Source organism: Flavobacterium sp. WC2421, from assembly GCF_040822115.1.
In the GTDB taxonomy this organism is placed as follows: Bacteria; Bacteroidota; Bacteroidia; order Flavobacteriales; family Flavobacteriaceae; genus Flavobacterium.
Genome location: NZ_CP162004.1, coordinates 3,463,419 through 3,488,033 on the forward strand (window position 1 = coordinate 3,463,419; position 24,615 = coordinate 3,488,033).

The 24,615-nt window shown below is 32.5% G+C and carries 24 protein-coding genes; 22 read left to right on the plus strand and 2 right to left on the minus strand.

Annotation, left to right across the window (positions count from 1 at the left end; all coding sequences use genetic code 11):
* Window positions 1-4 precede the first annotated feature (4 nt).
* Entirely contained in the window at window positions 5-766 is a 762-nt protein-coding gene (gene trpA, locus AB3G33_RS14775) for a tryptophan synthase subunit alpha (protein ID WP_367770957.1), read from the plus strand.
* A 135-nt stretch (window positions 767-901) separates the two neighbouring features.
* Window positions 902-1,417: an N-acetyltransferase family protein gene (locus AB3G33_RS14780; RefSeq protein WP_367770960.1), complete on the plus strand. Its 516-nt coding sequence runs from the start codon at window positions 902-904 to the stop codon at window positions 1,415-1,417.
* Between the two features lie 117 nt (window positions 1,418-1,534).
* Here AB3G33_RS14780 and AB3G33_RS14785 read toward each other — a convergent pair whose 3' ends face one another.
* Entirely contained in the window at window positions 1,535-2,098 is a 564-nt protein-coding gene (locus tag AB3G33_RS14785) for a DUF4494 domain-containing protein (RefSeq protein WP_367770964.1), read from the minus strand.
* A 331-nt stretch (window positions 2,099-2,429) separates the two neighbouring features.
* Between AB3G33_RS14785 and AB3G33_RS14790 the strand changes: the two genes are divergently transcribed.
* The 4 genes from AB3G33_RS14790 to AB3G33_RS14805 are packed head-to-tail and all read left to right on the plus strand — an operon-like array spanning window position 2,430 to window position 7,054.
* Window positions 2,430-3,062 (plus strand): TetR/AcrR family transcriptional regulator, encoded by a 633-nt coding sequence (locus AB3G33_RS14790; protein WP_367754114.1) that lies wholly within the window; start codon window positions 2,430-2,432, stop codon window positions 3,060-3,062.
* On the plus strand, window positions 3,052-4,380 hold the full coding sequence (locus tag AB3G33_RS14795; RefSeq protein ID WP_367770967.1) for a TolC family protein: 1,329 nt from the start codon (window positions 3,052-3,054) through the stop codon (window positions 4,378-4,380). The genes AB3G33_RS14790 and AB3G33_RS14795 overlap by 11 nt, the downstream gene beginning before the upstream one ends.
* A 12-nt stretch (window positions 4,381-4,392) precedes the next feature.
* Entirely contained in the window at window positions 4,393-5,472 is a 1,080-nt protein-coding gene (locus AB3G33_RS14800; protein WP_367754118.1) for an HlyD family secretion protein, read from the plus strand.
* Window position 5,473: 1 nt separating this feature from the next.
* Window positions 5,474-7,054 carry an MDR family MFS transporter gene (locus tag AB3G33_RS14805; protein WP_367770970.1) on the plus strand — a complete coding sequence of 527 codons (1,581 nt, stop codon included), beginning with the start codon at window positions 5,474-5,476 and terminating at the stop codon, window positions 7,052-7,054.
* Window positions 7,055-7,118: 64 nt separating this feature from the next.
* On the opposite strand, the gene yaaA is transcribed toward AB3G33_RS14805, so the two are convergent.
* Window positions 7,119-7,877: a peroxide stress protein YaaA gene (gene yaaA, locus AB3G33_RS14810; RefSeq protein ID WP_367770972.1), complete on the minus strand. Its 759-nt coding sequence runs from the start codon at window positions 7,875-7,877 to the stop codon at window positions 7,119-7,121.
* Window positions 7,878-8,054: 177 nt separating this feature from the next.
* Here yaaA and AB3G33_RS14815 point away from each other — a divergent pair, with 177 nt between their 5' ends.
* The 16 genes from AB3G33_RS14815 (at window position 8,055) to AB3G33_RS14890 (ending at window position 24,561) form a co-directional block, all read left to right on the plus strand.
* On the plus strand, window positions 8,055-8,576 hold the full coding sequence (locus tag AB3G33_RS14815) for a GNAT family N-acetyltransferase (protein WP_367770975.1): 522 nt from the start codon (window positions 8,055-8,057) through the stop codon (window positions 8,574-8,576).
* 72 nt (window positions 8,577-8,648) lie between these two features.
* Window positions 8,649-9,656: an LLM class flavin-dependent oxidoreductase gene (locus tag AB3G33_RS14820; protein WP_367770977.1), complete on the plus strand. Its 1,008-nt coding sequence runs from the start codon at window positions 8,649-8,651 to the stop codon at window positions 9,654-9,656.
* A 274-nt stretch (window positions 9,657-9,930) separates the two neighbouring features.
* Complete coding sequence (nhaA, locus tag AB3G33_RS14825) at window positions 9,931-11,121, plus strand: Na+/H+ antiporter NhaA (protein ID WP_367754128.1); 1,191 nt, start codon at window positions 9,931-9,933, stop codon at window positions 11,119-11,121.
* On the plus strand, window positions 11,102-12,442 hold the full coding sequence (locus AB3G33_RS14830; RefSeq protein WP_367770980.1) for a TIGR00341 family protein: 1,341 nt from the start codon (window positions 11,102-11,104) through the stop codon (window positions 12,440-12,442). The genes nhaA and AB3G33_RS14830 overlap by 20 nt, the downstream gene beginning before the upstream one ends.
* A gap of 237 nt (window positions 12,443-12,679) precedes the next feature.
* Window positions 12,680-13,528 carry a transglutaminase domain-containing protein gene (locus tag AB3G33_RS14835; RefSeq protein WP_367770982.1) on the plus strand — a complete coding sequence of 283 codons (849 nt, stop codon included), beginning with the start codon at window positions 12,680-12,682 and terminating at the stop codon, window positions 13,526-13,528.
* An 82-nt stretch (window positions 13,529-13,610) separates the two neighbouring features.
* On the plus strand, window positions 13,611-14,444 hold the full coding sequence (locus AB3G33_RS14840; protein WP_367770984.1) for a bifunctional helix-turn-helix domain-containing protein/methylated-DNA--[protein]-cysteine S-methyltransferase: 834 nt from the start codon (window positions 13,611-13,613) through the stop codon (window positions 14,442-14,444).
* Between the two features lie 139 nt (window positions 14,445-14,583).
* Complete coding sequence (locus tag AB3G33_RS14845; protein ID WP_367770986.1) at window positions 14,584-14,871, plus strand: Ada metal-binding domain-containing protein; 288 nt, start codon at window positions 14,584-14,586, stop codon at window positions 14,869-14,871.
* Complete coding sequence (locus tag AB3G33_RS14850; protein WP_367770987.1) at window positions 14,808-15,422, plus strand: alpha-ketoglutarate-dependent dioxygenase AlkB; 615 nt, start codon at window positions 14,808-14,810, stop codon at window positions 15,420-15,422. Before AB3G33_RS14845 ends, AB3G33_RS14850 begins: the two co-directional genes overlap by 64 nt.
* 165 nt (window positions 15,423-15,587) lie before the next feature.
* Window positions 15,588-16,130, plus strand: coding sequence for an STM3941 family protein (locus AB3G33_RS14855; RefSeq protein WP_367770989.1), 543 nt, complete (start codon window positions 15,588-15,590; stop codon window positions 16,128-16,130).
* 164 nt (window positions 16,131-16,294) lie between these two features.
* The gene (locus AB3G33_RS14860; protein WP_367770991.1) at window positions 16,295-17,323 is read left to right on the plus strand and encodes a primase-like DNA-binding domain-containing protein; all 1,029 of its coding nucleotides are present in this window, start codon (window positions 16,295-16,297) and stop codon (window positions 17,321-17,323) included.
* Between the two features lie 157 nt (window positions 17,324-17,480).
* Window positions 17,481-19,469 carry an AAA-like domain-containing protein gene (locus AB3G33_RS14865; protein WP_367770994.1) on the plus strand — a complete coding sequence of 663 codons (1,989 nt, stop codon included), beginning with the start codon at window positions 17,481-17,483 and terminating at the stop codon, window positions 19,467-19,469.
* Between the two features lie 166 nt (window positions 19,470-19,635).
* Window positions 19,636-20,487, plus strand: a complete 852-nt coding sequence (locus AB3G33_RS14870) for a tetratricopeptide repeat protein (protein WP_367770997.1) — start codon at window positions 19,636-19,638, stop codon at window positions 20,485-20,487.
* A 308-nt stretch (window positions 20,488-20,795) separates the two neighbouring features.
* A complete protein-coding gene (locus AB3G33_RS14875) occupies window positions 20,796-21,221 on the plus strand; it encodes a GNAT family N-acetyltransferase (RefSeq protein ID WP_367770999.1) in 426 nt (141 codons plus the stop codon).
* Window positions 21,222-21,245: 24 nt separating this feature from the next.
* Window positions 21,246-21,722 (plus strand): DinB family protein, encoded by a 477-nt coding sequence (locus AB3G33_RS14880; protein WP_367771002.1) that lies wholly within the window; start codon window positions 21,246-21,248, stop codon window positions 21,720-21,722.
* A 138-nt stretch (window positions 21,723-21,860) separates the two neighbouring features.
* Window positions 21,861-23,174: a M16 family metallopeptidase gene (locus AB3G33_RS14885; protein ID WP_367771005.1), complete on the plus strand. Its 1,314-nt coding sequence runs from the start codon at window positions 21,861-21,863 to the stop codon at window positions 23,172-23,174.
* 4 nt (window positions 23,175-23,178) lie between these two features.
* On the plus strand, window positions 23,179-24,561 hold the full coding sequence (locus tag AB3G33_RS14890; RefSeq protein WP_367771008.1) for a M16 family metallopeptidase: 1,383 nt from the start codon (window positions 23,179-23,181) through the stop codon (window positions 24,559-24,561).
* The last annotated feature ends 54 nt before the right edge of the window (window positions 24,562-24,615 follow it).

The window sequence follows — 24,615 nt, forward strand, 5'->3', positions numbered from 1 at the left end:
AAAAATGAACAGAATAAATCAAAAACTACAAGAAGGCAAAAAAATACTCTCTATTTATTTTTCTGCTGGATATCCTAACTTAAACGATACGGTACAAATCATTGAAGATTTAGAAAAAAACGGTATCGACATGATTGAGATTGGTTTGCCATTTAGCGATCCATTGGCCGATGGGCCTACTATTCAAGCCAGTTCGACTCAAGCCTTGCATAACGGGATGACAACGCAACTGTTGTTTGACCAACTAAAAGACATTCGTAAAACGGTTTCAATTCCGTTAGTGATTATGGGTTATTTCAACCCCATGTTGCAATACGGAGTAGATAATTTTTGCAAGAAATGCCAAGAAATAGGCATCGATGGCTTAATCATCCCAGATCTTCCAGTTGATGTGTATGCAGAACAATACAAAGTCACTTTTGAAAAATATGGCTTAATCAACGTATTCTTAATAACTCCACAAACATCTGATGCCCGCATTCATTTTATTGATAGCGTTTCTAATGGATTTATCTACATGGTAAGTTCAGCAAGTGTAACAGGATCTTCGGCAGGTTTTGGAAGCACGCAAGAAGATTACTTCAAGCGCATTGCGGGAATGAATTTAAAAAATCCACAAGTGATAGGCTTCGGAATCAACAATGCCGAAACCTTTAATCAAGCCACTCAATTTGCCAAAGGAGCCATTATTGGTAGTGCTTTTATTACGCATTTAACGGAAAATGGAACAGGAAAAATTGCCGAATTTGTAAAAGCAATTCGATAAATAAAAATGTATTTATATACCGCAAATTCGCAAATTATAATAGCTATTTATTTAATTTTCGATTTTGCGGTTTCCTTTTTCATCATAATGATTAGAAAAGAATCAATCAACTACAAATAAAAATCATTCCTCCTCATGAACTACCAATTTAGAAAAGCCAATCTATCCGAAATAACTCCTATTTGGGAAATATTACAACAAGCAATCATTCGAAGAAAAGTAGAAGGTAGTGCGCAATGGCAAGATGGTTACCCTAACCCGGATGTGGTACAAAATGACATTGAAAAAGGAGAAGGTTTTGTTCTGGTTGATGGAGAAACAATTATTGGGTACAGCGCAGTAATCATAAATGACGAACCTGCTTATGCTGGTATTGAAGGAAAATGGTTGACAAATGATGATTTTGTAGTAATTCATAGAGTCGCGCTTTCTGAAAACTATTTGGGCAAAGGACTCGCTAAATTGATTATGGGTTGTGTTGAAGATTTTGCACTACAAAACAATATTTACAGCATCAAAGCCGACACGAATTTTGATAATTTTCCGATGATGAAAACATTTGAAAGCCTTGGTTATGTTTTATGTGGCGACGTTTTTTTTAGAGGCGCTCCTAGAAAAGCATATGAAAAAGTATTGAATAAACGCAACTAGTTCCTATTCAGTACGAACTTCAATCTAAAAAGTAAAAGACCGCAAATTAGCAAATTATTAAAACCGCTTCATTGGTTTAATTTGCAAATTTGCGGTCTCTATTTTTTATAAATAGGATTAAACAGTAGTCTCTTCTTCCACTTCGTCTTCTGTGACAAATTCCATATGATCTTCGACTTCAACAGCTACTTCAGGTTTAGAGGCTTTCAGTGCATTGAATCTTTCTAATTGTTCTAATTCTCCTTCTTCACCACTAAAATAAGGAAATACATCCATTATAGGCGATTCAGTAATAGCAGGAATACTATAATCGCCCATAGTTCCTTTCATCACAGCTGTTGTATTATCAAACGCTTCTTTTACATCATTGGCTTGCAATAAGATATACATATTGGTCTTGCGTTCTTTACCGCTTTCTTCGTCATAAGCCAATAAAGATACTTTGGATTTAAACCACCGATCACTATTTTCGAAGGGATGGATCTCCGCATAATTCGCCACTTTGATATTCGTGATTTTAAACTCTTCACTAATATAAGCCGACATCTCTTCGTTAATTCTGCTCTCCGCCTCTGTATATGATAAAGCGTCAACTAAATAAGGTTCCGTTGTAACCTTTTGTAATCCAGTTTCATCAGTTTTTCTATATTTTACTTTGCATTCGTACCAAGTTGAACTCATAATTTTTTATTTAAGGATGTCAAAGATAGATTTTAAAGCAAAAAATAAACCCTATTCGTGAAATAGATATTCACAATTTCAAAATGATATTTAAACTGCTGACTTTCCAACTTTTTAATTAACAAAAAAGATACAATAATACAAACCCAATTGCGAAGAAGTGACCTAGAGCCTTTTAAAATAGATTTTTTTAATTTTTAAATTCCAAAATGCGTTCTAAAAATACAAGCACCAAAAAACACAACGATTTCAATGTTAATATTATGTTAAATTTAAATTAAACGATTGTTTAAATTAAACGGTTGTTTAATTTTGTGTCCAATTAAAAAGTATGTCAGTAGAAACCAATTTTAACGATAAGCAAATTCAAATACTACAAGTAGCTGAATCCCTTTTTGCCGAAAAAGGATTTGATGGTACTTCGATTAGAAATATTGCAAAAGAAGCCAAAATAAATATAGCAATGGTTTCTTATTATTTTGGATCAAAAGAGCGTTTGTTAGAATCATTAATCCTCTATAGAGCTACCGATATTAAATTACAATTAGACAATTTAATATTAGAGAATTTAGACCCAATGGAAAAGATTAACAAACTAATCGAATTATACATAGATCGTGTTCTTTGCTACAAAGGAATTTATAAAATTTTACATTTTGAATTTTCTTCTAAAAAGAGAAACGTAAACTTGGAGGCTTTTATTGAGTTAAAAAAAGGAAACTTAAAATCGCTAGAAACAATTATTGTTGAAGGTCAAGCAAAAGGTATTTTTAGAAAAGATATTATCATCCCACTTATAACACCCACGATACTAGGTACCTTTTTTCATTTCCAAACTAATAGACCTTTCTTTGAAACATTATTAAACCTTCATACCGACGAATTGTATAACAATTATATAAAAACTGATTTAACAAAACACATTCAACAAACAATAAAAGCGCTATTAATATATGAAAGTTAGTCAACTCATGCTTTTTGGATTTTTCTTTATTGGAATTTCCTCCGTGGAAGCACAAGACAAAACGAGTTTAACACTCGATCAAGCTATTCAAATGGCTTGGAGCAAAAGTAATGAAGTCACATTAGCAAACACAAAAGTGGAAACTTCAAGACTTGAATTGCAATCAACCAAAAATGACAAGTATCCTAACTTTAAAGTTTCTGGACAGTACCAAAGGTTAACTAAAGCAACTATTGACTTAAAAATCAATAACAATAGTAGTAGCTCAGAACCTATGCCAGTGGTTGATCAATTATTACTTGGGCAAGCCAATGCTACTCTACCTTTATTTGCTGGTTTTAAAACGGTAAATAAAATCAAGGTATCAGATAATATGTACCAGGCCGAGACTGCAAATGCATTACAAACTAAAGAAGAAGTAGCAATGAAAGTGGTTAATTTCTATGCTAGTTTGTATAAAGCACAAAAAACGGTGGAACTGCTAAAAGAAAATCAAAAAAGTGCAAAACAACGTGTAGTTGATTTTATTCAATTAGAAAAAAATGGAATCATTCCTAGAAATGATTTATTAAAATCACAACTTCAAGTTTCAAAAATTCAATTGACATTAGACAGAGCCATTAGCGATTTAAACGTGGTAAACTTTGAGCTGATTAGTCTTTTAAAAATGGACCCTAAGACGAAACTAGAAGTTAGAGAAAGTGATTTTGCTGACTTTCAAATGAATAATATTCCTACCGATGACCAACTTGCATTACAAAATCGTAAAGATCTTGAAGCGGTACAATTACAAGAAAAAGCAAGTTTGGCTAATATAAAAGTAGCCAAAAGTGGTTACTACCCTTCTATCTCGCTTATTGGAGGTTATACAGCCTTGAGTTTAAAAAATGTTATTACGGTGCAAAATGCAATGAATATTGGTGTTGGCGTATCTTACGATATCAGCGGGATTTTGAAAAACGGAACCAATGTAAAAATTGCGGAAAGCAAAGCACTTGAAATTCAAAACTCAGAGGCTATGCTTACTGACTACATCAAAATACAAGTTCAAAAAGCAATCGAAGATTATGATTTGGCTCTAAAACAAAATGTGGTTTATAACCAAGCAGTGGAACAAGCATCCGAAAATTATAGAATCATAAAAGATAAATATGACAATGGGCTTTCGGACACCAATGATTTATTAGAAGCCGATGTGGAACAACTAGGCTCTAATATTAATAAAACATTGGCTAGAGCAAATGTTATTCAAAAATATTATGAGCTGCTTTCCGTAAGCGGACAATTAAACCAAACCTTCAATCTTTCAAAAATATAATCAATACCCAAAATGGAAAAGAAAAAATCAAACCCAAAGTTTATCATAATAATAGCTTCATTAGTGCTATTAGGTCTTGCTTATGGAACTTATAAATACATCCACTCGCTTTCTCATGAAGGGACTGATGATGCCCAGATTGAAAAAAACATGAATCCTATTATACCAAGAGTATCAGGATATGTGAGTAAAGTTTACATTAAAGACAATGACTTTGTAAAAAAAGGAGATACTCTATTTACAATTGACAAAAGAGATTATCAATTAAAAATTGATGAAGCAACTGCAAATTTAGCTGCAGCCGAAGGAAATTTTGAAGTTTCAAAAGCGGATATTGGTAGTATTTTAGCTAGTATTTCAGTATCAGATGCCAACGTAAGATCAGCAGGTGGAAATATCGAATCTGCGAGAATTAAATTGGGACGTATGACTAGCGATTACAACAGGTATAATAATTTATATCAATCACATACGATTACAAAACAACAATACGAACAAGCATTAGCAGCAAAACAAGAAGCTGAAAATGAAGTTCGCATTTTACAACAGCAAGAAAAAGCGTCAGCTTTTCAAAAATCGGTTAATGTAGCTAAGTCAAAATCATCCGACAAACAAACGGATGTAGCAGCAGCCAACATTAAAAGAGCAAAAGCATTATTGGATACGGCCATTTTAAATTTAAGTTACACAATTGTAACAGCTGCAATTGATGGTCAAGTTTCTAAAATTGATATTCAACCAGGACAATTAGTTCAACCGGGACAATCCCTTTTTTATATCATCAATAACAATCAAGCTTGGGTTATTGCTAATTTCAAAGAAACGCAATTGAACAAAATGGTAGCTGGACAAAAAGTAACATTGAAAGTAGATGCGTATCCTGATTACGAATTTAAAGGGACTATCACTTCATTTTCACCAGCCACAGGGGCACGTTTTTCTATCTTGCCTCCTGATAATGCAACTGGAAATTTTGTTAAAACAATTCAACGTTTGCCTGTAAAAATTAATATCGATACAGACAACGATGTTGAGAAAATAAAATTATTGCGTCCGGGAATGAATGTGGATGTTGACGTACATATAAAATAAAATGGTAAAATCAGAAGACGATTTAGTAGAATACGGCTTTAGAAGAATCATTATTACAATAACAGCAGTACTATGTGCTTTACTGGAAATTGTAGATACTACTATTGTCAATGTTGCACTAACTAATATGCGAGGAAGCCTTGGAGCTACGTTAACTGATGTGGCTTGGGTAATTACTGCTTATGCTATTGCAAATGTAATTGTGATTCCAATGACGAGTTGGCTTTCACAACAATTTGGAAGACGTAATTATTTTGCCGTTTCCATCATCATTTTCACAACAGCGTCCTTTTTATGTGGTAATGCAACCAATATTTGGGAACTAGTAGCCTTTCGATTTATTCAAGGGCTTGGTGGTGGCGCACTATTGGTGACTGCACAAACGATTATTACGGAGAGTTATCCTATCGCTAAACGAGGAATGGCACAGGCTATTTATGGAATGGGAGTTATTGTAGGACCTACATTAGGACCGCCTTTAGGAGGGTATCTTGTGGATCATTTCTCCTGGCCTTATATTTTTTATATCAATATCCCTCTAGGAATCATTGCTACACTTTTGACTTTAACTTTTGTTAGAAGTCCAAAATATGGTGAGAAATTAAAAGCAAACCAAGTAGATTGGATAGGAATTATACTTTTAGCTTCTTTTATCGGTTCTTTACAATTTGTTTTAGAACACGGTCAGCAAGACGATTGGTTTAATGACGGATTGATACTAAGTTTAAGTGTTATCACCATATTTGGTTTGATTTTATTTATTTGGAGAGAGTTGACTTACAAATACCCCATTGTAAACTTGAGTGTTTTAAAAGATGGAAATTTAAGAATTGGTACTGTTATGTGCTTTATCTTAGGTTTTGGATTATATGGTTCGACTTTGATTATCCCTATTTATACGCAATCCATTTTAGGCTGGACCGCTACAGATGCGGGTCTATTATTAATTCCTGGATCTATAACAACCGCTTTCATGATGCCTATTATAGGTAAATTGATTCAAAAAGGAGTGCCGCAAGGATATATGGTAGGTGTAGGATTTTTAATTTTCTTTTTCTTTACTTTAATGATGCATAATAACATGACTCCTGATACTGGAACTGAGCATCTGTATTGGCCATTAATTTTAAGAGGAATTGGTTTAGGATTATTATTTGTACCTATCACAACTTTATCTCTTTCTACTTTATCCGGTAAACATATTGGTGAAGGAGCTGCATTTACAGGGATGATGAGACAATTGGGAGGGTCGTTTGGTATTGCAATCATTACCACATTTATAACAAGATTCAGTCAAGAACACCGTGTTAACTTAGTAGCTCATTTAGATGGAAGTAGATTTGAAGTACAACAACGAGTGATACAATTACAGCGTGCTTTTATGTCTAAAGGTTTTACTGCTAATGAAGCATTAAAAAAAGCCTATCAAGCCATTGATTATGCAGTTATGAAACAAAGTACAGTTTTATCGTATATGGATATTTTCTTATACTTAGGAATCATGTTTTTATGTTGTATTCCAATTATATTTTTAATCAAAAAAGGAAAAAATAAGATCAATCCTGCCGATGCTATGCATTAATACTAAACAAAAAAAACGCCGATATCACAATTGATATCGGCGTTTTTTTTATAATGTGAAATGCTTATCTAGTAAAAACCAAATGATTTCCTTTGGATAAATTAGCATCAAATTGGTAGCCATCATAATTGAATCCTTTCAAATCATCAATCGTTTTGGCATTGGTATCAATAATATAACGCACCATCATTCCCCTTGCCTTCTTAGCAAAAAAACTAATTATCTTTAGTTTCCCATCTTTATAATCCTTAAAATCTGGAGTAATTACAGGAACTTTCAAGGCTTTTACATCAATTGCCGAAAAATATTCATTACTAGCCAAATTAATAAATAAATCCCCTTTTTTAAGTTCTTTATTCAACGCTTTTGTAATAGTTGTTTTCCAATATTCATATAAATTTTTGCTTTCGCCAATAGGCAATTTGGTTCCCATTTCCAGTCGGTACGCTTGCATTAAATCCAATGGTTTCAACAAGCCGTATAGGCCTGATAGAATTCGTAAACTATCTTGTAAAGTAGCTAACTTATCCAATGGAATCGAGTAAGCATCTAATCCAGTGTAGACGTCACCATCAAATGTGTAAAGAGCAGGACGTGCGTTTTCTATGGTAAAAGGTGTTTTCCAATCTTGGTTTCTTTGCCAATTTAAATTAGCCAGCTTTTCTGAAATATCCATCAATTCTGATAAATTTTTTGGAGATTCTTGTTTCAATACTTTATGAATCTGTCTTGATTCTTTCAAAAATGAAGGTTCAGTATGTTGTAGTGTAGGCAATTCTTTTTCAAAATTCAAAGATTTGGCAGGCGAGATAACAATTTTCATAAATAATCCTTTTTCAGGTTGATGCTATTAACGTCCCAAAAGTACAAATTGCAAATAAGAATTCCCTATTTGTAAATTGAATAGTTCTATGGAGAAATAGAAATTAAAAATGGTTTCAAGTTTTATTTACATTATTTTTGAGTTTGATAAGAAATTAAAAATATAGTTTAAAATATCATGACACTAATCTCCATAAAAAAAGCTTCTTTATCGGATTTAGATACGCTGCAAAAAATAGGTAAGCAAACCTTCATAGAAACATTTGAACCGGTAAATACCCCCGAAAACATTGCTAATTACCTGGAACAAAGTTTCAATACTACTCAATTGACAACCGAACTTAACAACCCTGACTCTCAATTTTATCTAGCTGTTTTAGAACAAGAAGTAATTGGGTATCTTAAAATAAATTTTGGCAAAGCCCAAACTGAATTAATCAATGAACGCGCTTTAGAAATCCACCGAATTTATGTATTACAACAATTTCACGGAAAAAAAGTAGGTCAACTATTTATTGATGAAGTATTGAAAGTGGTACAACAAAAACCTGTTGAATATATTTGGTTAGGCGTTTGGGAAGAAAATCATAGAGCAATAGCATTCTATACTAAAAATGGCTTCACTCCATTTGACAAACATATTTTTACACTAGGAAATGATGTTCAAACTGATCTATTAATGAAACGTCAAATCCATTAATGAACAGACTGCATCTCCACATTTAGAATACAAAGGGGACTTATATAACGTCTCCAAATTAAATCAATAACAATGAAAAACAAATTCCATAACATCCCCATATCCATTTTAGATTTAGCCGTAATTTTAGAAGGAAAAACAGCAGCTAATTCTTTTAAAAATAGTTTGAGTTTAGCCCAAAAAGCAGAAAACCTTGGCTACAATAGGTTTTGGTTAGCAGAACATCATAATATGGCAAGTATCGCTTCATCAGCAACTTCAATTTTAATAGGTCATATCGCCAATGGGACTTCAACAATTAGAGTGGGCTCAGGAGGCATCATGTTACCCAATCATGCTCCTCTAATTGTTGCAGAACAATTTGGAACTCTAGCTTCCCTATATCCTGACCGCATTGATTTAGGTCTAGGACGTGCTCCAGGAACAGATCAATTGACGGCAAGAGCGTTACAAAGAAACGATCAGGCTGCATTTGAATTTCCAAAAACGGTACGAGAATTACAAGAGTATTTATCGATTGAAAATAGGGACTCACCAGTAAGAGCCATTCCTGGGGAAGGATTAAACATCCCCATTTGGATATTGGGTTCAAGTACGGATAGCGCTCGATTAGCGGCTTCGTTTGGGTTGCCTTATGCTTTTGCAAGTCATTTCGCACCACAACAACTGCTAGAAGCTTTACGCATTTATAGAACCAATTTTAAACCATCTGAACATTTAAAAGAACCGTACGTAATGGCTTGTGTAAATGTTACCGCTGCCGAAACTACCCATGAAGCACAAGTACTTGCCACTTCGATGCAAAAAATATTTTTAGGAATACTTACTAATGATAGGAGACCGCTACAACCTGCAGATGAAAATTTTAAAATCAATGACAAAGCAAAAAGTGTTTTGAGACAGTTTTTAGCCTATTCATTTGTAGGAAGCCCATCTGATATAAAAACAGCACTTGAACAATTTGTTGAAGAAACTCAAATCGATGAACTTATGGTTGTTTCGCATATCTATGATCATGAAGCAAGATTAAATTCTTATAAAATTATTAAAGAATCACAAGATGTTACAAAAAAAGATTAATCCTATTTAATTTAAACTAATCAAACCACAATTAGATTCAATGAATTGGAATCCTACTCCTTAAAAGAGATGTTATTTTAGGCAGATTGTAAAAAATAGGCCGTTAGAATACATTTTTAAAAATTTCTATTGCTAATTTTTAAAACATTATTATCCCTTTCTACAATGGGATTTACTTTGAATTGGTTATTTTTGTGAATCCTACCCTAACCAATAAAAATCAAATACGCCATCGGCACATTTCCGAGTTTTGGTAAAAAAAAATAAAGACTACATGAAAATAAAAATGAAGAAGACAATAAAGAAGATTTATAATAGTGAATTATTTAATGAGTTTTTTGAAAATGAGAAAGCCAGCGGAATCATCTTAATAGGATGCACTTTATTTTCCTTATTTATGGCCAATTCGATTTTCGGATCACAATATTTACATACTTGGCATACTCAATTTGCAGGTGAAAGCTTAGAATATTGGATAAATGATGGTTTAATGACCATTTTCTTTTTATTGATTGGATTGGAATTAGAGCGCGAAATATATGAAGGAGAATTATCCAATATAAAAGATGCTTTGTTACCTATTTTTGCTGCCTTAGGTGGTATGATAGTGCCCGCAGGCTTGTACCTTTTTCTAAATTATGGAACTGTTGCCCATTCAGGAGCAGGAATTCCTATGGCGACTGATATCGCCTTTGCCTTGGGTATCCTATCATTATTAGGAAGCCGAGTTCCGCTGTCATTAAAGATCTTTTTAACAGCTTTAGCCGTTATCGATGATTTAGGGGCTATATTAGTAATCGCCATTTTCTATACAAAAACCATTTTTTGGGGCAATCTATTTAGTGCTTTTGGAGTATTATTAGTTCTTTTCATATTAAATAGAATGAAAGTCCGTAATTTAATACCTTACCTTATTGGTGGTGTAATTATGTGGTGGTTCATGCTTCATTCAGGAATACATGCTACAGTTACGGGAGTATTATTGGCTTTTGTAATTCCTTTTGGTAATGGTGATAAAAAATCAACTTCTTATAAATTACAGCATTTTCTACATAAACCTGTTGGATTCATTATTCTTCCTTTATTTGCATTAGCGAATACCGCTATAGTAATTGGGGCTGATATCGTTGATATTGTAACACAACACTATAGTTTAGGAATCGCCTTAGGATTAGTCATAGGAAAACCTGTAGGTATATTTGTATTTAGCTTTTTAGCGGTTTCAGTAGGGTTATGTAAATTACCTGACGACTTAAATTGGAAAACAATATTTGCAGTAGGCTTTTTAGGAGGAATTGGCTTTACCATGTCAATATTCATTACTTTACTTGCTTTTACTGATCAAACCATAATTAGCCATGCAAAATTTGCGATTCTACTTTCTTCATTAATTGCAGGTATAATTGGATTGTTATTCTTGAAAAAAACGTTAAAAGTGGAAGCAGATGCAAGCAACTCTAATTAAATTAATTGCTTATATCAACCTCCATAAAGGGGAAGAAGATAAAAATAAAGTCTTGGACGACGTAAAGTCCAACATTTCATTTAGAGGCTCTAATCTATGGATTTTAGCATGTGCTATTGTAGTGGCGTCTATAGGGTTAAATGTAAATTCGACTGCCGTAATTATTGGAGCGATGCTTATATCTCCGTTAATGGGACCTATTGTAGGTGCTGGATTTAGTCTAGGAATTTATGATTTTAATTTACTTAATAAGTCCCTCAAGAATCTTTTGGTAGCCACATTAGTTGGTTTATTTGTATCGACAATCTATTTCTATGTTAGCCCTTTTAAAGAAGCTCAACCGGAATTATTATCCAGAACTGCACCCAATATCTATGATATTTTGATCGCCTTTTTTGGTGGAATTGTGGGTGCCGTAGCAATAACCCGAGTTGAAAAAGGAAATCCAATTCCGGGAGTAGCAATTGCAACTGCCCTAATGCCTCCACTTTGTACTGCTGGTTATGGATTGGCATTAGGGAATCTAAAATTCTTTTTTGGAGCTATGTATTTATACTCCATAAATTGTGTTTTTATTTGTATTTCCACTTTTTTAATTGTCAAGTTTCTAAAGTACCCTGTAAAAAAACAGCTAGATGAAAAGCATCAAAAACAAGTTAAAAATAGTATCACCATCTTAATCACACTTTTAGTACTTCCTAGTATTTATTTTGCCTACCAACTGTTTCAGGAAAAAAAATACCAACATCAAATAGACGTTTTTATGGAAACGGAATTTACAAATAAAGGGATTGCTATTTTATACAAAAAAACCAAATTCAATGTCAGTCCAAAAAAACTCGAACTTGGTTTTCTAACCAAACGATATAGTGAAAAAGAGATTAAAGCACTTAATGAAAAATTAAAGCTTTATGATATCAACAACACTAAATTGATTGTGATACAAGACACCACAGATCTTAAAAGTGATATTCTAAACGAAATCAATTTCAACAAATCTGTATTAAGTCAAAAAGATGTGACGATATTAAATCTAAAAAAAGAAATTACAAATAATAGATACGATAACAAAGCCATTCTATCCGAGATAAAAATTCTATTTCCTGAGATTGAAAACATTTCGATATCCAATCATACTTTTAATGAAAACACGGACAGTACAAAAATAGTTCCTGTTGTGATTTATAATAGTAAAAAAGAAATATCTGATTCCTCAAAAGCAAAATTAACTCTTTGGTTAGAACAACGCTTGACAAAAAAAGAAATCGAAATTTATAATAATCCCACTAAGGAAAAAACCACTGGTAAAACTAAAAAATAATCTTTTGACACACTAGTTTCATAAAGAAGTCCCTTCTGATTAAATCACAATCTTGACTTATCTCGATTGTGATTTTTTTTTTGTTCTAGTTCATCCTAGCAAAGTATAAATTCGATTTTCTTCAAAACACGCATTTTACCCAAATAATCTGATTATAATCGGTTAATTTAGTTAATACTGCATTTAATTATTAGCTTTAAATTAGTTTGACAGACACGAACCTAAATTTCACACATTATGGGTAAATCTTTACACTGGTACTTACGAAGACATCCTTTATTATACAAAATACGCTATAGATTAGTTTCTAAAAAAGTGCCTGTATCTACTATTGAAAAATTTTGCTACAATACAATCAATAAGAAAAAAGATATCCCATCTCTTTATTTTGAGTTGAACCAATCCATTTTTGGTGATAACTATAAAAATCGAACTGATCTAAAAAAGGCGAAAAAAATTGCGAAATGGCTTAAAAATAATATTAAAGGAGGGCCTGGCTTGGGGAAATCATCTCAAAACGCATTGATTAAAATGCTTGCTGGACAAGGTGGCGTTTGCAGTGATTTAGCACAGGTATTTAATAATTTTTGTGTTATTAATGATCTAAAAGTAAAGGAATGGGGCTTAAAAATTGAATCCAAAGACAGTAATCTTAGAGGGGGACATTCCTTCAATGAAGTGTATTCTAGCGAAGTAGAAAAATGGATTGCAATTGATGTTTCAAAGTCGATTTTATTTTATCAAACGAATTCGAAACAACCCCTATCGGTTATCGAAATGATTGATTTAAAAACAGAAAACCAAGAAATTTATTTTACTAATTTCAACAAAAAAAAGCAACTTGACGAAGACCGCGTTAGAGATCTTTACTTCACCCCTAATTCAAACCCTTTTTTAATTACCCATTACAGCAATAAAACCTACGATACTTTTCTGGATACTTTAGGATTTCTTCCAGAATCCATTATTCACGGATTAATTTATCTTACGGGGAACAGTTATGTATATGAGTTTCCGATTATTACCTCTAAAAAGCAAGTAGCTGCCAATAAAATAGTGGTTCAAGAACACCATTTTTCCATTTAAAAGTCAAGCAAAACTAAAAGTAGCAAGTTTCGGATTTTATATTCCTATTTAACTTCCGATATTTGTCTTCTAAAAAGAACCTATGGACACTCCAGAAACGCTTAATTACCATCGCATAGCTACCGCAATTGAATACATTAAAAATCATTTTAAAGACCAACCCAATCTGGATGAAGTGGCTGCCAAAGTAAACCTAAGCCCATTTCATTTTCAGCGTCTTTTTACGGAATGGGCAGGCACAAGTCCCAAGAAGTTTCTACAATACATTAGCGTAGCCCATGCTAAGAAATTACTGAAAGAAAACCAAACCACCCTTTTTGAAGCAGCCTTTGAAACAGGACTTTCGGGCAGTAGTCGCCTGCATGATTTGTTTGTCAACATCGAAGGCATGACCCCAGCCGAATATAAAAATGGGGGTAAAAACCTAGTCATCAATTATAGTTTTGCTTTCACTCCTTTTGGGACCATTATTGTGGCTTCGACTACAAAAGGAATTTGCTATATGGCTTTTTCCGAAGAGAAGTTGTTGGCAATTAATACTTTACAAAGTCAGTATCCCAATGCCCAATTCCAGGAAAGAGAAGATCAATTGCAACAAAATGCTTTACATATTTTTAAGAATCCTAAGGATAAACTACAAGAAATAAAACTGCATCTCAAAGGCACTAATTTCCAACTAAAAGTATGGGAAACGTTGCTTAAAATCCCTTTAGGCCAACTCACCACTTACGGTGGCATCGCCCAACAAATAGATAAACCAAATGCCTCCAGAGCGGTGGGCACAGCTATTGGCAAGAATCCCGTAGCGTTCTTGATTCCGTGTCACCGCGTGATTCAGTCCACAGGAACACTGGGCGGTTATATGTGGGGAAATACTCGAAAAACAGCGATTATAGGTTGGGAAGCCTCTAAATAGTAGTAAAATCTATGCCGCTATCTGGTAAAAATTAAATTGCAAATAGAATTAGGGCGTGCCCCTACGGGTCGGGCTTTACGTTACAATCTCCCGTAAAAACGGGAGGATTTCCACTGCAATCCCTCACGCAAATCCAACTATGATCACACACACTCAAATCACCGATACCGAGCTCAAAGTCAAAATCAAGAACCAAGAAATTGCCTTTGGCGGCAACCTCAAACTCCACATTTATGGAACCCTACATTGCAAATCCGGTAAACGAATGAAAAGAGAAAATCGCGTGTTTTTTTCCTCCGAAGATGAAGCAATCCAAAACAATTTCCGACCTTGTGGTCATTGTATGAAAACCCAATATAAGCAATGGATTTATTCAACCCAGAACCAGACCAAAACACAAACCTATTGCCCAAAGACGGCACCGTAAACTATTATGGCACCTTAATGACGCCAACCAAAGCCAATGAATATTTGGCCGAATTACTGGAAAACATAGACTGGCAAAATGACCAAGCCATCATTTTTGGCAAACTTATCATTACCAAACGCAAAGTCGCTTGGTATGGCGATGCCAATTACAACTACACCTACTCTAACACCACCAAACAAGCCTTGCCTTGGACAGCCGCTTTACTGGAACTCAAAGCACTGGCCGAAGCCACCACTGGCGAAACTTACAATTCCTGCCTACTCAATTTATACCATGACGGCAACGAAGGCATGGCATGGCACAGTGATGGAGAAAAAGACCTCAAGAAAAACGGCGCCATCGCTTCCCTAAGTTTTGGTGCCGAACGCAAGTTTGCTTTCAAGCACAAAGAAACCAAAGAAACCGTTTCTAGAATACTACAAAACGGCAGCCTGCTCGTCATGAAAGACCAAACCCAAACCCACTGGTTGCACCGCCTCCCTCCTACTAAACTCATCAATAAACCCAGAGTAAATCTTACTTTTAGAACAATTGTGGTAGGGCAATAAATTAATTCCTAAATATCACTAAATGTGGGTATAGGATTATTAATTTATAATTAAGTTATTTACTACAAAGTAAATTAACAGCAATACCATTGTATTGAAAAGGCAATAGAAGTTGATGTTATATACAAGTTAGTGGTCAGCTTAAAAAACGAAAAGCGAAAAATTATGATGCATAAAATTGAAATTCCATCCAGCAAAATTAAACTTATTTTAATGTTGATTGGAACATCTGTTTTTATTGTAGGTAGTTATTATCTTTTTCAATATCCAGAACGGTTTATTTCTTATAGATTCAGAAGCGTTGAATTTATAAAAACAATAGGATTGCTTCTGCTTGTTTTTTGTAGCACTGCTTGGGTTTATATTCCAATAAAATTATTTGACAAAAAGCCAGGATTAATTCTTGATGAAGACGGAATTTATGATAATTCTAGTGCCGTAAGTGTTGGATTGATATTATGGAAAGACATTGAATCAATTCGGGTCGAAAAAATAAATTCGACAAAAATGCTAATAGTAAATATCTATAATCCCGAAAAATATATTGACCGCTCAAATAGATTTAAAAAAGTGCTTCTAAATTTAAATACTAAATTATATGGAACACCATTAACCATTGGGTTGGCAGGTTTAAAATATAACCGCGAAAGGCTCGAAAAATTAATTATTCTAAATTATGAACTTTACAAAGAAAAGCCGAACCACTAACAGCCATTTTGAGCTAGCTGGAATTTAGTGGAATTGTCGTTTCACATCAAGTTTTCGTTAAGCCGAAAATTGAGCGGTTACGAACTTCCAGCCATCTCAAAGTGGCATAACGTTAGCTGAAATATTAGAAAAAACGGAGAATTCAATAAAAATTAAATATAATTATGCCAGAAAGTCTTTTATCTATTCAAAATTCATTTGGAAGTAATTCATTCAAAAACCTAGCTGATTCACTTAGAAAATCGAATGAAATAAACTTAAGTCTTTCAGGACTCGGCGGAATTACAGATATAGCGAAATCGGTAGCTATACAAATGAAAACAAGTAGCGAATTTACTAACTCCATTACTACAATTGGTAAGACATTGAGTTCTCAATTCGTTAATCTAAATATCCCGAAAAATAATTTCGCGCTATATGGATTATCTTCTCATATCGCAGAAATTTCAAAAAATAGTCAGTTGATAGGACAAAGTTTCTCAAATTTAGCATCAAGCCAAATATTGCTTTCAAATAGTTTATTAGAAATTTCAAAAACACTTTCAAAATCACATTTAAATCAATTTAACAGCCTAAATGTTGCGTTACAGGGATTGTCAAAATCTTTTCTACAAGAAATCGTAAGAAATAGAGATTGGGAAGATTTTGACTTTATTAAAGAAACTAATGAAACAATTTCTATAACCACAAATGATTTTGTTAGTAGTCATAGTGAAGTAACAATTCAAGATTTAGAAAATTTAAAATTGTCAATTGTTGAAAATTTATCAACATTATTAAGCAAAACAAATTCTGAAAAGAACAGAACATTTTTGTTTGATTTGATGGCTGTTATTAGTTTTATACTTAGCTTGTATGGAACATATGGTACATATCAATCATCTATTGATAAAAATAATAAAGAAACTTATTTGGAAGTTAAAAAAGATATGGACACTTTCAAAAAAGAATTATATGCTAAAATAGATGAGAAATTTAATAACAAACATAAATCTAAAATTGCAAAGACTAAACTTAATCTAAAATATTCCACTAAAAAAAATAGTAAAATTATTGGAATAATAAACATCGGTCAGAAAGTAACAGTAATTGAAATTAGACATAAATATTTTTTAATCACATATCTTGATAAAGAGACTCAAGAACCAAAATCAGGTTTTGTTTTGAAAAAATATTTTGAAACTGAAAAATAAATACTTCAGCTAACAGCCATTTTGATATAGCTGGAATTTAGTGGAATTATCGTTCCGCATCAAGTTTTCGTTAAGCCGAAAATTGAGCGGTTACGAACTTCCAGCCATCTCAAAGTGGCAAAACGTTGGGCGACATTATAAAAAACAGAACAAAAATATGGCTATAGGAATACATCGATCAGTTAATTTGGATAAAGCTTTTTTTAATCAAGCTGAAAAAGAAATTATTCAAAATTTCGGATTACTATTTGAAATAACATTTGCTAAAACACATGTTTTTAAAGGCATATCATATAATTATGTATTCCTTAAACCAACTGATTCATTAAGAGAACAATTTAGATTTCAAAATGAAATATTATTATTAATAACTAATCATCATGATTTTGATAATCGAACTTTTGATTATGTTGATAAATTAATGTCAGACTATCAAAATAGACTTGATAAATTATGTCTAATTTTAATAAGTAAAGACAATAATATTAAAAAGAAAGTAAATTCTTTAATTCAACAAAATCCAGATTCAAGAATAATAATTCCTTTCAATTACTTGGATTTCTACAAAAACTTGCCAGAACAAATAATAAATCAACGTCTTAAAGAATATTTCTATGGCAGAGATTTATTTGCATTTGAATCACCTTTACAAAATGATGCATATTTTTATGGTAGAACAGCGACTGTCCAATTCTTTTATGACAAATATAAATCAGGAGAAAATAGCGGTTTATTTGGATTAAGAAAAATTGGAAAAACATCTGTACTATATGCATTAAATAGATATTTAAATTTACGAAATGAAAACACTGTTTTTATTGATTGTCAAGAACCTTCTTTTCATTTAAGAAGATGGTACGAGTGTTTAGAATATTTGATAAATGAACTAGTCCAACAAATCCAAGAAAGAAATGATATTATTTTAGATATTGAATTTAATAAAAACTATAATGAAAAGGATGCCTCAAAATATTTTGAAGAAGATTTAAAAAAAATATTTAATCATCAAAATAATCAGAGAATATTAATAATTTTTGATGAAATTGAAAACATAACATTTGAAATATCTCCAACAAAACATTGGAGAGAGGAAAATGATTTTCTTTACTTTTGGCAATCACTTCGAGCAATTTATCAAAAAAATCAAACTTTATTTTCTTTTGTTATTGCAGGAGTAAATCCTAAAACAATTGAAACAGGTACCGTTAACGGACATGACAATCCTATTTACAGAATGATTACACCAAATTATTTAAAACTATTCAATCATAATGATGTTGAAGAAATGGTTAAGAATATTGGTAACTATATGGGATTAGATTTTGATAAAGAAATATTTACTTTCTTAACTGATGATTTTGGAGGACATCCTTTTTTAATTAGACAACTTTGTTCAAAAATTCATCAATCCCTTTCTAAACAAAGACCTTTGAAAGTAACAAAATTATACTACAAGGAGAAAATTCAAGATTTTAATAAAGGCCTAATTGACTATGTAGAAGTAATTGTTGATGTTCTAAAAAAATGGTATCCGAACGAATATGAACTTTTAGAGGCGCTAGTTCTTGATAACAGAGAAAAATTTGAAGAAATAACTAGTTTTTCTGAACAACCAATCATTCACTTATTAGGCTATAACTTAATTGAAAAATCAGACACTAATAAATATCACATCAAAATTAATGCAGTAAGAGATTATGTGATTGAAAAATCTATAAATAAAAGAAAAATAGTTACCGTTGAAGATAAATGGGAACTTGTAACAAATAGAAGAAATCAACTTGAATTAAAAATCAGAGAAATAATTAAGTTGAATATTAAATCAAAATTTGGTGCTAAAGCTAAAGACCATTTCTTAAAGTGTATTGAAGAAAGAAGAAGAGAAAAATTAAATCAATTAAATTTAAATGATATTTTTTCAGATAAAGGAGAAATTTATTTATTAGACTTAAAAGTCTACATAACAAAAAATTGGAGTGATTTTGAGAATATATATTTGGATAAACCAAAATTTGAAATGTATTTAGATATTGTAAATACAAATAGAATTGATGCACATGCAAAAGATTTAAATAATGAAGATTTAACCATAACAATTAGTGCTTTGAATTGGCTCAATGATAAATCTGACAAATATTTGGAATAATAACGATCGCCCAACACACGTCTTGCGCCATTTGCGAATTTAGTGGAATTCGTTTCGCATCACCTTTGCTGCAAAGGAGAAAGTTGAAAGATTACGAATTCCCAACCATCTCAAAGGCAACACGTTAGCGGTTATATTACAGCAGAACTTTAAAAAACAACATTTTATGAAATATATTTTAATCCTTTTTACATTTTTTTCAATTACTTTAAATGCTCAAAATATTTTAAAGTTTGACAAAACAAACGTTCAATGTGAAGATAAGTGGATTGCATACCAAATGGAAAAAGATAGTACTTATACATTAGGATTTATTTATATCGATTCACAAGCAGGATTAACCTTAAACTATGAGGGAAAATTTAAAATTGAAAAAGATGGTAAATTTATTAGAATAGATAATGAAACTAAAAATGAAGTAGGTTTTATAAAAGCAAGGCTTCAACCAAACAGAACTGCAATAGCTGAAATTCCTGAAGCAAAATTTAAAGAACTAAATATTGAAAAAACACCTAATTGGTTAAAAACATATAAAACTGATGAAAATTCTGTTGAAAGATTATATCGTTGGGGTTATATGTATAATGGCTGGAACGAATGCGAGAAGGCTTTAACTTTTTTAGAAAAAGTAGATAAAATTAATCCGAAATTTAAAGGATTACAAACTGAATTAGCATTTTCTTATAATGCTTTACAGAAATTTGATAAGGCAGAAATATCATTAAAAAAAGCAATTATAGAAAATCCAGAAGACTGTTATACTTATAAAGAATTGGCTTATACTTATACAAAACTTTTGAATTTTGAAAAAGTAGCAGAAACTTATTTAACAATGTCTAAAATATGTAAGGAACAAAATTTCATTCAAGAAACTGCATATAATTTAGCATATGAATATTTTAAAACAAAAGATGTAATTAAGTTTAATAAGTGGAAAAGTGAGGCTGAAAAATGGTCTAAATCCGAAAATCAGTACACACAAAACTTAAATAAAATGGAATCTGAATTAAATAAATAAAAAACACAACCGCCAACAGCCCCTCCGCTACCGAATCCTTTCGTGTGGTACTTGTTTGGTAAAGCACTAGTTTTCAATTCAATTTCAAGCGCAACCTACTGGATCAATCCTGTGATGTGGTAGATAATTAAGAAACTAATCATTCTATTTTAGATCCATTGAATTAAGTTCCAAAGTACGTATCCATTCATTATTCGAATGAAAATACAGGTTTGATTTTGAATTATAATTTTACAAAGTCATTTGAAAAATAAATAGTAAATTAGTATTCTAATTTGAATTTAAATCCATTCCTAAAACCACATATAATGGCAGCAATTACAATCGCAATCACTGATCAAGAAATTTTGATGTGCTGGGAAGCACTTTATGCATTAAGACCCATGTTGCAACCCCATCTTTTTGTGAACCAAATAAAAGAAATGCAAAAGGAAGGATATGTTCTTTTATACATAATCGAAGATCACAAAGTAGTTTCAATTGCTGGATATCGCATTTATAGTATGCTCTATTGTGGTAAAATGTTGTATATCGATGATTTGTCCACCCTTGAATCGGCCAGAGGAAAAGGACACGCAACTATGTTATTAAAACATCTTTATGAAATTGCGGCTAATCAAAATTGTAAAGCGGTTCATCTAGATAGTGGACACCTAAGAACGGTAGCACACAAACTATACTTCAAAGAAGATTTTACCATCAGTGCGTTTCATTTTAGCAAACCCATTGTATAAGTTGGGCACAATTATAAAAACAGTATGATGCTAAAAAGAAGAAATGCAGTACTTGCCTTAGTAGCCGAATATGAAAAAGTAATTCGGGAATTACAAGCAGTGATTGAAGATATAAGTCCCACTACTTTAGTTGCAATTCTTGATGAAACGACTACCAACCCCGACTGCAAATCCATACAAGCGATGCTAACACATGTTGTCAGTGCAGGTTACTCCTATTGTATTTACATCCAAAATTTAAAAGACCCAAATGCCAAACGACCTGATAAAAAGTATCATTCCAGCATTTCTGATTACAAAGAGGACTTAGATGCTGTAATTGCTTTTACCCAAAAAACCTTTGAATCCATTCACGATGAGGAACTCGAAGAATATGACAATTCGAAAAAAATAATGACTTCTTGGGGGCAATTGTATGACATCGAGCAATTGATGGAACATGCTATTGTACATATTTTGAGACACCGAAGACAAATAGAAAGTTTTAAAAAAAACAACTAGAAAAAACATACAAAAACCCATTTTTAACTGTAACAATTAGCATAAAAACAGTCTAACAAAAATATAGGCTTTGAAAGGTAGCATAATTGCTATTTATATTTTCCTTACACCCTTTAACCATTTAATAAAAATTGTACTATGAAAAAAATAATACTGCCGCTGTTTCTTTTGCTGTCTTTTATTTCTAGGGCACAAATGAAAGCAGATGATGTAAAAACATTCACTCTTAAAAACGGAATGAAATTTCTGGTTGTGGAGGATTTTTCGATTCCCAATGCCAATATGTATTTGTTTTACAAAGTAGGAAGTCGCAATGAACACCAAGGAATTACGGGACTTTCGCATTTTTTTGAACACATGATGTTTAATGGAGCAAAAAAATATGGCCCAAAACAATTTGACCGTACCATGGAATTTAATGGTGGTGCGAATAATGCTTATACCACCGAAAATGTAACCGTATACACAGATTGGTTTCCAGCATCGGCCACCGAGACTATTTTTGACTTAGAAGGCGATCGTATTGCCAGTTTGAGTATTGATCCCAAAATGGTGGAAAGCGAAAGAGGCGTGGTATTAAGTGAGCGCAGTACAGGATTAGAAAACTCCCCTTGGAGACTTTTATCACAATCGATGCAAGCCACTGCTTTTCAAGAACATCCGTACCACTGGCCAGTTATAGGTTATGAGGATGATATGAAAAACTGGACACAAGCAGATTTAGAACACTATTTTAAAACCTATTACGCCCCTAATAATTGTGTAGTAGTCGTTTCAGGAGCAATCAAATTTGACCAAGTAAAACAATTTGCCGAAAAATACCTAGAGCCAATTCCCGCACAACCAGCTCCACCAGTGGTACATATCGTGGAACCAGCACAAAAAGGAGAACGCAGGATTACGGTTCAAAAAGAAGTGGCTAATCCGTACTTGATGATTGGATACCATACGCCAGAATCAAAAAACGAAGATTATTATGCCTTGAACATATTGAGTTCTATACTTTCAAGTGGAGAATCCTCAAGATTATATACTTCACTAGTAGACAAACAGCAAATTGCCAATCAAATTTTTACCGATTATGGGGATAGTTTTGACCCAGGCCTTTTTAATATTTATGCCGTTGCTAATACTAATGTTAGTGAAGTGGATTTAGAAAATGCCATCTATACTGAAATTGAAAAAATAAAAAAAGACGGAATCAGTGAAAGAGAGCTTCAAAAAATAAAAAATCAAAAGTTAATGGAATTTTACGGTCAGGTAGAAACCATCAACGGGAAGTCGAACAATATTGGAACCTATGAAGTCTTTTTTGGTGATTATAAAAAAATGTTTGACGCACCAAAAAACTACAATAAAGTTACCGTAGCTGATGTACAGCATGTAGCCAAAAAATACTTCACAAAAAGCAATCGAACTGTAGGTGTATTAAAAACTAATGTAGAAAACTAATTTTATGGAATCAATAAATAAAAAATACATACTCATTTGCCTATTGGTTTTTAGTTCAATCAATATAATAGCACAAGGTTATAAATTACCTAACTATACCACTTTCAGATTGAGTAACGGACTTACATTTAACTTAATGGAACAACATGATGTTCCTATTGTTGATGTTTCTATTTTATTCCCTGCAGGAGCTATTTACGATCATGAAAAAGCAGGACTTGCTTCATTGACTGCAACCGCTCTTAAACACGGAACCATCAGTTTTTCCAAAGCCAAACTGGAAGAAGAACTGGATTTTATAGGTGCTAATATTGATACCTACGCCAACAAAGAATACGCTGGACTATCCTCTAATTTTGCTGCCAAAGACAAAGAAAAAGTTCTTTTATTAATCAAAGAAGTGGTACTGAATCCGGTTTTTGATAGTACCGAATTTGAAAAGGAGAAAGCTAGGCTACTAGTTCGTTTAGAGCAACAAAAAGAAAGCCCGCGATCTGTAATAGGATTTTACTTTGATGGTCTTTTATACGGCAATCATGTCTATGGTAATAATATCAATGGTACCAAAACTACTGTAGGTAAACTATCTGTAGATGATGTAAAGGATTTTTACAAAACCAATTATAGACCCGATGAATCTGTTATCAGTATTGTGGGAGATTTTAATTCGGTAGAGATGAAAAAAACGCTAACAAAATTATTTTCTAATTGGAAAAACGGTACACATGAGAAAGAAAACTTGGCTTCAAAACCAATTGCCATTCCTACTGAAAATAAAGTGTTATTAGTAAATAAAGACGATGCCAAAGAGACAACTATGTATATTGGCGCTTCTGGAATAAATAGAAATAATCCTGATTATGTAGCAATTGATGTAGTCAACACCTTATTTGGCGGTCGATTTACATCGATGTTAAATGATGAATTAAGGGTAAACTCCGGTCTTACGTATGGAGCAAGTAGTCGTTTTAGCGCCTTGAAAAATGGGGGTTCATTCATTATGAGTACATTTACAGCTGTAAATACTACGGAAGCTACAATAGATAAATTACTAGAAGTATTAAAGAAATTACATACAAACGGAATTGATGAGCAATCATTGGCTTCAGCCAAAAACTATGTAAAAGGACAATTTCCTCCACGTTATGAAACAGCTGGACAATTGGCGAGCTTGCTTTCGCAAATGCATTGGTATGATCTTGATCGTTCTTACATTGATAATTTTGAGAAGAATGTAGACGGACTAGATTTAGCCAAAGCAAACCAAATTATTGAGAAATACTATCCTAAAGACAAATTACAGTTTGTACTCGTTGGTAAAGCCTCAGAGATAAAAAAAATAGCTGAAAAGTACGGACCTGTTACCCAAGTGGAGATAACAGAATAATGTAAAAATTTATTCAATTAAAAGCAGGACTAGTATCCTGCTTTTTTATGTTAA